This window comes from Stutzerimonas stutzeri RCH2, from assembly GCF_000327065.1.
GTDB lineage: Bacteria > Pseudomonadota > Gammaproteobacteria > Pseudomonadales > Pseudomonadaceae > Stutzerimonas > Stutzerimonas stutzeri_AE.
This window is the reverse complement of sequence record NC_019936.1, coordinates 229,052-241,704: the sequence shown is the minus strand read 5'-3', so window position 1 is coordinate 241,704 and position 12,653 is coordinate 229,052. Positions and strand designations below refer to the sequence as shown.

The 12,653-nt window shown below is 67.0% G+C and carries 12 protein-coding genes; 5 read left to right on the top strand and 7 right to left on the bottom strand.

Going from position 1 to position 12,653, the window contains the following annotated elements:
• Positions 1–57: 57 nt before the first annotated feature.
• Positions 58–1,176 (bottom strand): NAD(P)/FAD-dependent oxidoreductase, encoded by a 1,119-nt coding sequence (locus PSEST_RS01145; RefSeq protein WP_015275244.1) that lies wholly within the window; start codon positions 1,174–1,176, stop codon positions 58–60.
• A 97-nt stretch (positions 1,177–1,273) separates the two neighbouring features.
• Here PSEST_RS01145 and PSEST_RS01140 point away from each other — a divergent pair, with 97 nt between their 5' ends.
• Complete coding sequence (locus PSEST_RS01140) at positions 1,274–1,729, top strand: metallophosphoesterase family protein (RefSeq protein ID WP_015275243.1); 456 nt, start codon at positions 1,274–1,276, stop codon at positions 1,727–1,729.
• On the opposite strand, the gene PSEST_RS01135 is transcribed toward PSEST_RS01140, so the two are convergent.
• Positions 1,722–2,369, bottom strand: a complete 648-nt coding sequence (locus PSEST_RS01135; protein WP_015275242.1) for a YitT family protein — start codon at positions 2,367–2,369, stop codon at positions 1,722–1,724. The two genes, PSEST_RS01140 and PSEST_RS01135, sit on opposite strands and share 8 nt — an antisense overlap.
• A gap of 87 nt (positions 2,370–2,456) precedes the next feature.
• On the bottom strand, positions 2,457–2,975 hold the full coding sequence (locus PSEST_RS01130) for a dihydrofolate reductase (protein ID WP_041756858.1): 519 nt from the start codon (positions 2,973–2,975) through the stop codon (positions 2,457–2,459).
• Positions 2,976–3,123: 148 nt separating this feature from the next.
• On the opposite strand from PSEST_RS01130, the gene PSEST_RS01125 reads away from it, so the two are divergent.
• The 3 genes from PSEST_RS01125 (at position 3,124) to PSEST_RS01115 (ending at position 7,092) form a co-directional block, all read left to right on the top strand.
• Positions 3,124–4,239, top strand: coding sequence for a glycerophosphodiester phosphodiesterase (locus PSEST_RS01125; RefSeq protein ID WP_015275240.1), 1,116 nt, complete (start codon positions 3,124–3,126; stop codon positions 4,237–4,239).
• A gap of 92 nt (positions 4,240–4,331) precedes the next feature.
• The gene (locus PSEST_RS01120; RefSeq protein ID WP_015275239.1) at positions 4,332–5,726 is read left to right on the top strand and encodes a DUF2868 domain-containing protein; all 1,395 of its coding nucleotides are present in this window, start codon (positions 4,332–4,334) and stop codon (positions 5,724–5,726) included.
• Complete coding sequence (locus PSEST_RS01115) at positions 5,719–7,092, top strand: DUF3482 domain-containing protein (RefSeq protein ID WP_015275238.1); 1,374 nt, start codon at positions 5,719–5,721, stop codon at positions 7,090–7,092. Before PSEST_RS01120 ends, PSEST_RS01115 begins: the two co-directional genes overlap by 8 nt.
• A 29-nt stretch (positions 7,093–7,121) precedes the next feature.
• On the opposite strand, the gene PSEST_RS01110 is transcribed toward PSEST_RS01115, so the two are convergent.
• The gene (locus PSEST_RS01110) at positions 7,122–8,033 is read right to left on the bottom strand and encodes a DMT family transporter (protein WP_015275237.1); all 912 of its coding nucleotides are present in this window, start codon (positions 8,031–8,033) and stop codon (positions 7,122–7,124) included.
• Between the two features lie 87 nt (positions 8,034–8,120).
• Here PSEST_RS01110 and PSEST_RS01105 point away from each other — a divergent pair, with 87 nt between their 5' ends.
• On the top strand, positions 8,121–9,035 hold the full coding sequence (locus PSEST_RS01105) for a LysR family transcriptional regulator (RefSeq protein ID WP_015275236.1): 915 nt from the start codon (positions 8,121–8,123) through the stop codon (positions 9,033–9,035).
• 123 nt (positions 9,036–9,158) lie between these two features.
• Here PSEST_RS01105 and phoU read toward each other — a convergent pair whose 3' ends face one another.
• From phoU to pstA, 3 genes are all read right to left on the bottom strand, one after another.
• Positions 9,159–9,887 carry a phosphate signaling complex protein PhoU gene (gene phoU / locus PSEST_RS01100; RefSeq protein WP_015275235.1) on the bottom strand — a complete coding sequence of 243 codons (729 nt, stop codon included), beginning with the start codon at positions 9,885–9,887 and terminating at the stop codon, positions 9,159–9,161.
• Between the two features lie 146 nt (positions 9,888–10,033).
• Positions 10,034–10,861, bottom strand: coding sequence for a phosphate ABC transporter ATP-binding protein PstB (pstB, locus tag PSEST_RS01095; protein ID WP_015275234.1), 828 nt, complete (start codon positions 10,859–10,861; stop codon positions 10,034–10,036).
• Between the two features lie 101 nt (positions 10,862–10,962).
• Positions 10,963–12,633 (bottom strand): phosphate ABC transporter permease PstA, encoded by a 1,671-nt coding sequence (gene pstA / locus PSEST_RS01090; protein WP_015275233.1) that lies wholly within the window; start codon positions 12,631–12,633, stop codon positions 10,963–10,965.
• Positions 12,634–12,653 lie beyond the last annotated feature (20 nt).

The window sequence follows — 12,653 nt, the reverse complement described above, 5'->3', positions numbered from 1 at the left end:
GGGTTGCAGTGTGCTACCCGCCCGGATGGGCCGCAATGCGAGCGTGACAGCCCGTGATCAGGTCGCCAGTGCCTTGTGTTCGAGCAGCCCGCAGACGTGTTCGGCAATCGCCAGGCACGCGGTCAGGCCCGGCGATTCGATGCCGAACAGGTTCACCAGGCCGGCGATACCGTGCTGCGCCGGGCCATCGATGCGAAAGTCCGCGGCCGCCTCGCCAGGCCCGCTGATCTTCGGCCGGATGCCGGTGTAGGCCGGTTGCAAGGCATCGTCCGGCAGCCCTGGCCAGTAGCGACGGATCGCGGCGTAGAAGCCCTCGGCCCGTGCCGGCTCGATGCGGTAATCCAGGTCATCGACCCACTGCACATCCGGGCCGAAACGCGCCTGCCCCGCCAGGTCCAGGGTCAGGTGCACGCCGAGGCCGCCGGGCTCGGGCAGCGGATAAACCAGATGGCGAAATGGCGTGCACCCGCTCAGGCTGAAGTAGCTGCCCTTGGCGAAGAACTGCCGCGGCCGCGCGGCATCGCTCAGGCCCTGAGTGCGCGCGGCAAGTACCGGGGCGCCATGCCCGGCGCAATTCACCACTGTGCGTGCCAGCAGCTGCAGTGGATCGGCGCCGCCTACCTCGACCCGCAAACCGTCGCTGGCGGCCACGATATCCGCCACCGGCGCGTTCAGCGCCAGCACCGCACCGTGGCGCTCGGCATCGCCCAGCAGTGCCAGCATCAGCGCGTGGCTGTCGATGATGCCGGTGCTTGGCGAAAGCAGCCCAGCCACCGCATGTAGCTGCGGTTCCAGCGCCAGCACCTCGTGGCCATCCAGACGCTGCAGATCGTCGACCCCATTGGCCTGCGCGTGCCGCTGCAATTGCTCCAGCGCAGCGATCTGGGCCTCGTCGGTGGCGACGATCAGCTTGCCACAGCGGCGATAGGCCACGCCGTGACTGTCGCAGAAATCGTAGAGCTGGCGGCGCCCGGCGACGCACAGCCGGCCTTTGAGCGAGCCCTGCGGGTAATAGATGCCGGCGTGGATGACTTCGCTGTTGCGCGCGCTGGTGGCGGTGCCAAAGGCCGCCTCGGCTTCCAGAACCAGCACCTCGCGGCCGGCCAGCGCCAGCGCACATGCCACCGCCAGCCCGACCACTCCCGCACCCACCACCACGCAATCCACCCGATCCATGCCAGACTCCTCGACCCGAACAGCCCAAGCCTGCCGCAACCACAGCGGTCGGCCAAGGGTCGGATGACCTGACGAAGCAGTTAAAGGGAACACCGGCATGCGCATCGGCCTGATCTCCGACACCCACGGCCTGCTCCGCCCCGAGGCAGCAGCGGCACTGCAGGGCTGCGCACAGATCATTCACGCCGGCGATATCGGCAAACCACAGGTGCTCGACGGGCTGCGCGCCATCGCGCCGCTGGAGGCGATTCGCGGCAATATCGATACGGCCGAATGGGCACGGGAGCTACCCGAGCGACTGGATCTGCGAATCGGCGGTCTCAGCCTGCACGTGCTGCACGACCTCAAGCAGCTGGACATCGACCCGCTCGTCGCCGGCATCGACGTGGTGATCGCCGGCCACTCGCATAAACCGAAGGTCGAGCGGCGCGACGGCGTGCTCTACGTGAACCCTGGCAGCGCCGGGCCACGACGCTTCAGCCTGCCGATCAGCCTGGCGCTGCTGGAGTTGAACGACGGTGATGCACAGGTCGAGCTGATCAGCCTCAGCTAACGCCCATGTAGCGATCGGCGCGGTGATTGATCGCCAGCACCAGATTCAGCGCCACGGCGCCGAGTACCGACAGCAGCACCTTGTCCGCCGGCACGACGAACACCGCGGCCATGACGATCAACGCGTCGATGCCCATCTGGAAGGTGCCGGCGCGCAGGCCGAAACGCTCCTGCAGGAACAGCGCGAGAATGTTCACCCCGCCAAGGCTGGCGCGGTGGCGGAACAGGATCAGCAGGCCGATGCCGATGGCGAAACCGCCGAACACCGCGGCGTAGATCACGTTCAGCTCGGCGAAGCGCACCCACTGCGGGGTCAGCTCGGCAAACAGCGAGACCAGGCCCACCGCGCAGACGGTGCGCAGAGTGAACTTCCAGCCCATACGCCAGATCGCCAGTGCATAGAACGGCAGGTTGAGCAGGAAGAACGCCGGGCCGAACGACCAGCCCGCCAGGTACTTGAGCAGGAAGGCCAGGCCCACGGTGCCGCCGGTCAGCAGCCCGGCATGGCTGTAGAAGGCAATGCCAAGGGCGACCAGCGCGGTGCCAGTGAGCAGCGCCAGGCCGTCCTCCCACAACGGGTGGCGGACGAAGATCGCGGCAACGCGCTCGGCTTCCGCGGCGTCGGATTTGTCAGGTTGCATGAGATTTCTCGTTACGACAGCGACGGGCCAGCATAGAAGCTGCGGCCCGCGAAAGATTTGGCGCCGATCAAGCGAGGAAGGTGCCGGTCAGCGCTGTTTTTGCCAGGTTTCGAAGCGGTAGGCTGGTGCCTCGCCCTCGGCCGGATGTGGCTGGCTTTCGACGCACTGCCACTCAGCCTCGTCGAAGGCCGGAAAGAATGCATCGCCTTCGGGAGCCGCATCGATTCGTGTCAGGTAAAGCCGCTGCGCCTGCCCCAGCGCCTGGGCGTACAGCTGCGCACCGCCAATCAGCATCAGCTCGTCGACGCCCTGCTCACGCGCCCACTGCTCGGCACGCACCAGCGCGGCGTCCAGGTCGGTGAAGGTTTCCGCCCCGTCGAGCTGCAGATCCGCCTGCCGACTGACCACCAGATTGAGCCGGCCCGGCAGCGGGCGACCGAGCGAATCCCAAGTCTTGCGGCCCATGATGATCGGCTTGCCGAGGGTCATGGCCTTGAAATGCTTGAGATCGGCGGGCAGATGCCAGGGCATGCGATTGTCGAGGCCGATCACGCGGTTCTGCGCGAGGGCGGCGATCATGGCGAGGGGAAGGCGGGTCTGATTCATGGCGGCGAGAATAGCAGAGCAGCGCAGCTTGCCGAAGCGCCAGCCGTTCGTCGGCTTCATCGTCTTGCAATACAAGCAGCAACGCAGCGTCAACATCCGGTCATGCAAGTGGCTCAGGCTGTGACATCCAAACCGAGGAGATGCCGAAATGGCCCGCAAGACCACCGCTTCCCTTCGCCGCTGGCTGACCGCCTGCAGCCTGCTGCTTCCACTGGCGGGCTTCGCCGCGCCGGATGAACATGCTGTGAAACACCAGGCCGCCCGTGGCGAGCCGTCGCCGCTGGTGATCGCGCACCGCGGCGCCAGTGGCTACCTGCCGGAACACACCCTGGCCGCCTATGCGCTGGCCGTTTTCCAGGGTGCCGACTACATCGAGCCGGACCTGGTGATGACTCGCGACGGGCAGATCGTTGCTCGTCACGACAATGAGCTGGGCCTGACCACGGACGTTTCGCAGCATCCCGAATTCGCCGATCGCAAGCGCACCCAGCAGGTCGATGGGGTCACCCTCACCGGCTGGTTCAGCGAAGATTTCACCCTCGCCGAACTGAAGACCCTGCGCGCCATCGAGCGCATTCCGGATATCCGCCCGGGCAACGCGCGGGTCGACGGCAGCCTGGAAATTCCGACCCTGCAGGAGATCATCGATCTGGTGAAAACCCTGCAGCTCAGCCAGGGCCGGCGCATCGGCCTGTACCCGGAAACCAAGCACCCGACACACTTCCAGCAGCTCGGCCTGGCCATGGAAAAGCCGCTGGTGCGCATCCTCACCCGTAACGGCTACGTCGGGCGGCAGGCGCCGGTGTATATCCAGTCGTTCGAGGTGGACAACCTCAAGACCCTCAGCCGCCTCACACAGCTGCGCCTGGTGCAGCTGTTCAGCTCGGGGCAGCCGTATGACCAGCAAGTCCGCGGCAGCAAGCTGACCTACGCACAGATGGCGACGCCGGCCGGGCTCAAGGATATCTCCCGCTACGCCGCCGGCGTCGGTCCGGAGAAGAGCTACATCATCCCGCGCGATGCCAACGGCAACCTCGGCACGCCGACCGGCTTCGTCGCCGCCGCCCACGCCGCCGGCCTCAAGGTCCACCCGTACACATTCCGCGCGGAAAACACCTTCCTCCCGGCCAACCTGCGCAGCAGCGACAAGCGCCACGAACGCGGCGACAGCGAAACGGAGATCCGCGCCTTCCTCGACGCCGGTATCGACGGGCTGTTCATCGACCAGCCGGACATCGCCGTGCGCCTGCGCAACGCCGACTGACGGCCACAGCGGGGAGCCGCAACGGCTCCCCGTTTTCCCGTTCCCCACGGCAGCGGTTATCCTCAGGGCACGACCCGCCAGCGAGATGCCGTGTGATAGCCCGCCCCGCCCCTGATCTCGATACGCTCGACCGCCTCTGGCTGACCGAAGCCGTACGCCTGCGCGAAGAACATGCCGGACCGCTGGAGGACGACGAGGCCAACCGCCAGGCTCGGGCGCAAGGCGGCGACCTGCCGGCGCTGATCGAGCGCCGGGCGCTGTGGCTGGCGCGCCGTGACGGGCTGATCGAAGCGCTTGAGCACTGGCGTCAGGGCGCACGCCTGGGTGGCTTCGTGCTGGCGCTGCTGGCGGTCTTCACCGGTGCCGGGCTGGCCTTCGCCGCGCTCGGCGACGGGCAGCGACCGGTCAACGTGTTCTGGGCGCTCGGCAGCCTGCTTGGGCTGAATCTGCTGACCCTGCTCGGCTGGCTGCTCGGCCTGCTTTTCGCGCGCGACAGTGGCGGTGCGTTGGGACGCTTGTGGCTTTGGCTCAGCGAAAAACTCGCCCGCGATGCCCGCGCCGCGCAGCTGGCGCCGGCCTTGCTGACCATCCTGCACCGACATCGGCTGGGCCGCTGGCTGTTAGGCGTCGGCGTACACGGCCTCTGGCTGCTGGCCATGGCCAGCGCCCTGCTTACCTTGCTCGCCCTGCTGGCAACGCGGCGCTACGGCTTCGTCTGGGAGACCACCATCCTCGGCGAGAGTGCGTTTGTCGGCCTGACCCAGGCCCTCGGCGCGCTGCCGGCACTGCTCGGCTTCAGCGTGCCGGATGTCGAGCAGATCCGCGCCAGTGGCGCACTTGGCGGCGATCTGGAAGGCGCCCGGCAACACTGGGCCGGCTGGCTGGTCGGCGTGCTGCTGATCTACGGTCTGCTACCGCGGCTGTTATTGGCGGGGTTCAGCCTGTGGCGCTGGCGCCGCGGCCGCGCCGCGTTGAAGCTCGACCTGAGCCTGCCGGCCTATCGCCTGCTGCGCGAACGCCTGCAGCCGCCCAGCGAGCGACTCGGTATCAGTGATGCAGCACCCGCCCAACTGCACGCTCCCAGCGCCGGCGCTCAGCTCGATGGCAGCGCCGGCGCCGTACTGGTCGCCATCGAGCTGGATGGCAGCCACTCATGGCCGCCGGCTCTGTCCAAGGGCATTGCCGATGCCGGCATCCTCGACGATCGCGAGGGGCGCCGACGCCTGCTCGATCAGCTCACCCGCTTTCCCCCGGCGCGCCTGGCCATCGCCTGTGATCCCCGACGCTCGCCGGATCGCGGCACCCTGGCGCTGCTCGGCGAACTGTCGCGCTGCGCCGCAGCCACTCGCGTCTGGCTGCTACAGGCACCACCCGGCGAGGCGCTGGACAGCGCGCGTCTGGATGACTGGCACCAGGCACTGGACAGCCTTGGCCTTCCCCACTCAAGCGCTGCGCCGCTGGGCTGGCTGGAGAGCGGACATGACTGAAGCCCTGAAGCTCGCCGTGGTCGGCCACACCAATGTCGGCAAGACCTCGCTGCTGCGCACCCTGACCCGCGATGCCGGTTTCGGCGAGGTTTCGCACCGCCCCAGCACCACTCGCCACGTCGAAGGCGCACGACTGTCGGTGGACGGCGAAGCGCTGCTGGAGCTGTACGACACACCCGGCCTGGAAGATGCCATCGCCCTGCTCGACTACCTGGAGCGAGTGGAGCGCCCCGGCGAGCGCCTCGACGGCCCGGCGCGCACCGCACGTTTTCTCGACGGCAGCGAGGCGCGCCAGCGTTTCGAGCAGGAAGCCAAGGTGCTGCGCCAGCTGCTGGCCAGCGATGCCGGGCTCTACGTGATCGACGCCCGCGAGCCGGTGCTGGCCAAGTACAAGGACGAGCTGGCGGTGCTCGCCGGTTGCGGCAAGCCGCTGCTGCCGGTGCTCAACTTCGTTGCCCAGCCGGGGCATCGTGAAGATGAATGGCGTCAGGCGCTGGCCCGTCTCGGCCTGCATGCACTGGTGCGCTTCGACAGCGTGGCACCGCCCGTGGATGGCGAGCGCCGCCTGTACGAAAGCCTGGCGCTGCTGCTGGAACAGGCACGGCCCAAGCTGCAGCGGCTGATCGAAGACCATGAGGCGCAGGCTGCGGCGCGCCTGGTCAGCGGGCAACGGCTGATTGCCGAGCTGCTGGTGGACGTCGCCGCTTGCCGCCGCAGCGTGGCCGCACAGCCGGAACTGGAGCGCGGCGCCATTCGTGAACTGCATGACGCCGTGCGTGGCCGCGAGCAGCGCTGCGTCGAGGCCCTGCTGCGCCTGTACGCCTTCCGCAAGGAGCAGGCGGCGGCCAGCGACCTGCCGTTGCTCGACGGCCGCTGGGGCGACGATCTGTTCAATCCGGAAACCTTAAAGCAGCTGGGTGTGAAGATCGGCAGTGGCATGGCCGCAGGCGCGGCCGCCGGTGCCGGGGTCGACCTGATGGTCGGCGGCATCACCCTCGGTGCCGCGGCGCTGCTCGGCGCCATCGCCGGCGGCGGCGCGCAGACCGCGCGGCACTATGGCAATCGCCTGCTGGGCAAGCTCAAGGGCCAGCGTGAACTGAGCGTCGATGACGCCGTGCTGCGCCTGCTCGCCTTGCGCCAGCGCCAACTGCTCGCCGTGCTTGCGACTCGCGGGCACGCCGCCACCGAAGCGATCCGCCTGGCCACCCCGCAGGATCAGAGCTGGCGCGAGGGCAAGCTGCCCGATGCGCTGCAGCGCTGCCGCGCCCATCCCGAGTGGTCCTCGCTCAACCCCGGCGCCCACCTGCAGGACGGCGAGCGCCAGGCGGCGCTGGACGAGCTGCAGGCCGAACTGCGGCAGGACTGACCGACCTGCTGCTTCGCCGTGCCTGCACGCTAGGCTCGGGCCGGCGCACCATCGCCGGCCATGCTCGGCGCCGGCTGGCGGCCGATGCCCAGGGTGCACAGCGTTGCCAGCATGATCAGCAACCCACCCGCCCAGCCCATCGGCCCCAGCCGCTCACCCAGCCAGACACCGGCGATGATCGCGCCGAACAGCGGTTCGGAGCCCATCAGCAGCGACACCCGCGTTGCGCTGCTGCGCCCCAGCGCGCGGTTCTGCGCAAACATGGCGAACAGCGTCGCGAACAGCACCAGATACAGCGTGCCGAACCAGAAGCCCGGTTCCACCGGCAGCGCCGGCAGTCCACCCGGCAGCAACATGGCGAGCAGGATGCAGCCCGCCGCGACGACCCCGCTCTGCACCGCGGTCAGCGCCAGTGCCGGGATTTCCCGGCCGGCCGTCATTCGCCGGGTCAGGCAAACCAGCACCGCGCGCAGCAAGGCGGCGGCCAGCATCAGCGCATCGCCTAGATTGAGCGACAGCTGCGGGCCGCCGGTCAGCAGCCAGACGCCCGCCAGCGACAGCCCGCAGGCGAGGAACAGCGTGTTGTGCGGCCGCTGGCGCAGCAGCAGCCATTCCATGAACGGCGTGATCACCACGCACAGGCTGATCAGAAACGCCGCATTGCTGGCGCTGGTCAGCATCACGCCCCAGGTTTCGCAAAGAAAGATCGCCAGCATCACCAGCCCCAGCGGCAGGCCGGGACGCAGCGCCCGGCGACCGGCACCGCGCAGTTGCGGCAGCAGCAGGACAAAGGTCAGACCGAAGCGGATCGCCAGAAAACCCAGCACCGGATAGAACAGCAGCGCCTGCTTGGCCACTGCATAGCTGCTGCCCCAGATCAGCGCCACCATCAGCAGCATGCCATCGGCCAGCCACAGCCCCTGCCTCCACGTACCTTTCATGCTCGGTCTCCGCACCAATCAGACGCTGATTGTCGGGCCTGCCGCCAAAGTCGATAATCCAGCGAAACAGCACAGGACCTGTTCCGCATGGGAACGAATGACAGCGCAGCCCTGCTGCCCTACATGGCCGTGTTCGTGCGGGTGGTCGAGGCCGGCAGCTTCTCCGGCGCCGCGCGGCGGCTGGGCAGCACACCGTCGGCGGTAAGCCGCCAGGTGGCCCGGCTGGAGCAGGCTCTGGCACTGCGCCTGCTGGAACGCACGACGCGCCAGCTGCGGCTGAACGAGGCCGGGGCGGAGTTCTACCAGCATTGCCGGGATATGCTCGATGCGGCCGACGCGGCCGTCGCCATCGGCGAACGGCTGATGCGCAGCCCGCGCGGGCTGGTGCGCCTGAGCGTACCGAAGGCCTATGGCAAGTTCGTCGTCGGGCCGTTGATGCCGGCCTTTCTGCAGCGCTACCCCGAGGTCGATGTGCAGCTGCGGATCAGCGACCAGAGCCCGGACCTGATCGAGGACGGCTTCGACCTGCTGGTACTGGTCACCGACAACCCACCCGAAGGCCTGGCCGGCAAGCCACTCGGACCGGTACGCCAGCTGCTCTGCGCCAGCCCCGAATACCTGCAGCGTCACGGCGAGCCGCAACATCCGCAGGACCTGCTGCGCCATAGCTGTCTGTATCTGGGAGAAACGGCGGGAGACAATCGCTGGCACCTGCGCCGCGGTGAGCTGCAGGAGACGGTGACGGTGCGCGGTCGCTACATCAGCAACCATAGCGAGGCGCGGCTGCTGGTGGCGCTGGAACATCTGGGAATCACCTGCCTGCCACACTTCACCGCGGCCCAGGCGCTGGCTGAGGGTCGTTTGCGCGAAGTGCTGCCGCAGTGGCGCTACACCGGTTCATACCAGGGCGCGGCCTGGCTGCTGTGGCGGCAGAATCATCATCTGCCACCGAAGACGCGGGCACTGATCGACTATCTGAGCGAGGCGCTGATCCGCACCTGAGCGGCATTCGTGTCGGCGAACCGATGCCGGTAGATAATCGTGCACATCAGCGCCAGTAGAATTTCGTGTCCGGAGCCTCGAACGCAGGGCGGGCATCGCTGCCCGCCCTGCGGCCAATACGGATCAGCGCTCTTTGGTGCCTTCTACTTCCTCGGCCATGCGCGCCAGGCCGAGGTGGCGCACGTCGGTGCCGCGTACCAGGTAGATCACCAGTTCGGCGATGTTGCGTGCGTGGTCGCCGATGCGTTCCAGCGAGCGCAGCGCCCAGATCACGCTGAGCACGCGGGAGATCGAGCGCGGGTCTTCCATCATGTAGGTGACCAGTTCGCGCAAGGCGGTCTTGTATTCGCGGTCGACGGTCTTGTCGTACTGCGCCACCGACAGCGCCAGGTCGGCATCGAAGCGGGCGAAGGCGTCCAGCGCTTCCTGCACCATCTTGCGTACTTGGTCGCCGATGTGGCGCACCTCGACGTAGCCCTTGGGCGACTCGCCTTCCTCGCACAGCTGGATGGCGCGGCGGGCGATCTTGGTCGCCTCGTCACCGATGCGCTCGAGATCGATCACCGACTTGGAAATGCTGATGATCAGGCGCAGGTCGGAGGCCGCCGGCTGACGCCGGGCGAGAATGCGTACGCACTCCTCGTCGATGTTGCGCTCCATCTGGTTGATCTGGTCATCCACTTCGCGCACCTGCTGAGCGAGGCCCGAATCGGCCTGGATCAGCGCGGTGACCGCATCGTTGACCTGCTTCTCCACCAGCCCGCCCATGGCCAGCAGGTGGCTGCGCACCTCCTCCAGCTCGGCGTTGAACTGCTGGGAGATGTGTTGGGTGTGGCTGTCTTTGCTGATCATGTGCGAACCCTTGCGAAACTGTTGTTCTCTCGCCGGACGGTCCGGCCTTTGGCAAATCCTGCTGCGCTAGGAGGCGACGCGCAGACAGTACGAACCAGGTACGGCAAGCGCCGCCGACAACGCGCAGCGCGATTTGCCATAGCCGGCTAGCCGTAGCGGCCGGTGATGTAGTCTTCGGTCTGCTTCTTGGCCGGGTTGGTGAACAGCGTATCGGTGTCGCCGTACTCGATCAGTTTGCCCATGTACATGAACGCCGTGTAGTCGGACACCCGCGCGGCCTGCTGCATGTTGTGGGTGACGATGACGATGGTGTATTTGGCCTTCAGTTCGTAGATCAGCTCCTCGACCTTCAGCGAGGAGATCGGGTCGAGCGCCGAACTCGGCTCGTCGAGCAACAGCACTTCCGGCTGAACGGCGATGGTGCGGGCGATCACCAGACGCTGCTGCTGACCACCGGAGAGGCCGAGGGCCGATTCGTGCAGACGATCCTTGACCTCATCCCACAGCGCCGCGCCCTTGAGGGCCCATTCGACGGTTTCGTCGAGCACGCGCTTCTGCTTGATGCCCTGGATACGCAGACCGTAGACCACATTCTCGTAGATGCTCTTGGGGAACGGGTTGGGCTTCTGGAACACCATGCCGACGCGACGACGCAGGTCGGCCACGTCCTCGCCCTTGCGGTAGATATTGGTGCCGTCGAGGTTGATCGCGCCTTCGATGCGGCAGCCGTCGACCAGATCGTTCATACGGTTGAAGCAGCGCAGCAGGGTCGACTTGCCGCAGCCGGACGGACCGATAAAGGCGGTCACGCGTTGGCGCGGGATGTTCATGCTGACGTTGAACAGCGCCTGCTTCTGGCCGTAGTACAGGCTCAGATCCGGCACTTCGATGGCCACCGGCTCCTTGGCCAGGTTCAGGCTGCGCTTGTCACGACCGAGGGCCGAGATGTCGATGGAATGCGTGTTGGTTTGCATGTGCTCGCTCCGTTCGCAGCTGCCAGCTGCAAGCTACAGGCTGCAAGTCCAGGCCAGCGCCTCGTTCTTCCGAGGCCGGTGGCTTGAACTCGCCGCTTCGATTAGTGATCCAGCGCCTTGTACTTCTCGCGCAGGTGGTTGCGAATGTAGATCGCGCTGAAGTTGAGCGTGGCGATCACCAGTACCAGCAGCAGTGCGGTGGCATAGACCAGCGGCCGCGCCGCCTCGACGTTGGGGCTCTGGAAGCCGACGTCGTAGATATGGAAGCCCAGGTGCATGATCTTCTGGTCCAGATGCAGGTAGGGGTAGTTGCCGTTGAGCGGCAGGTTCGGTGCCAGCTTGACCACACCGACCAGCATCAGCGGCGCCACTTCACCGGCAGCGCGGGCCACCGCGAGGATCAGGCCGGTCATCATCGCCGGGCTGGCCATCGGCAGCACGACCTTCCACAGCGTCTCGGACTTGGTCGCACCGAGGGCCAGCGAGCCTTCACGTATCATCCGCGGGATGCGCGCCAGGCCTTCCTCGGTGGCCACGATCACCACCGGCAGGGTGAGGATCGCCAGGGTCAGCGAGGCCCACATCAGGCCCGGCGTACCGAACACCGGTGCCGGCGCTGCCTCGGGGTAGAACAGGCGATCCAGCGAGCCGCCCAGCACGTAGACGAAGAAGCCCAGACCGAATACGCCGTAGACGATCGACGGCACCCCGGCGAGGTTGTTCACCGCGATGCGGATGATGCGGGTGAGCAGGCCTTGCTTGGCGTATTCGCGCAGGTAGACCGCGGCGATCACGCCGAACGGCGTGACGATCACCGCCATGATCATGGTCATCAGCACGGTGCCGAAGATCGCCGGGAACACGCCACCCTCGGTATTCGCTTCGCGCGGCTCGTCGCTGACGAACTCCCACAGCTTGGCGAAATAGAACATCAGCTTCTGTGGCGTCGACATGGCATTGGGCCGGAAGGCCCGCACCACCTTGCCCAGGGTGATCTCCTGCTCGCGGCCATCGGCCGTGCGCACGGTGATGCTGTCGCGGTTGAATTCCTGCTGCAGGGCGATCAGCTGGTCTTCCAGCACGCGGTACTCGGCGTCCCACTGCGCGCGCTCGGCATCCAGATCGGCCTGGGCAGCGGCATCCAGGCGATCGTTCAGCTCCAGCTGACGGGTTTTCAGGCGCAGACGCTCGAGGCCATGGTTGATGCGGCCGATCTCGACCTTCTCGATGCGCGAGATCCGTGAGTGCAGCTCATCGACGCGATCGATGCGCGTCTGCAGCTCGTTCCAGGCACTGTCGCCCTCGGCAACCAGCTGACCGGCTTCCTTCACGTTGAGCAGGTAACCGTAGAAGTTGCCCCACTCGCGACGCTCCAGAACCATCAGCTCGGCGGGCGTGTGCTGATTGCTCAGCCACTCGCCGACTACCCAGGAGAAGTCGGCACCGTACACCTCGCGGTTGCCGACCTTGAGCAGCTCGCGGGTCATGAACTCGCCGCCCTCGACGTTCACCGGCAGGCCACTGGCCGCCAGGCGCGCGCGCGGTACTTCCTCGGCCTGCACCACTTCACCGGCCAGCACGCGCTTCTCGGCGCCCGGCATGCTGTAGTCGGCGACGATCACATCGGCCGGCCAGAAGTGCGCCAGGCCACGCACGGCGATGATCGCCAGCAGCCCCAGGGTCATGATCACGGCGATGGACACCGCACCGGCGTTCATCCAGATCCAGGGTGTGCCGCTCTTGACCCAGCTGTTCAACGAATCCTTTTTCACGGATCGATACCTTCTGCGAA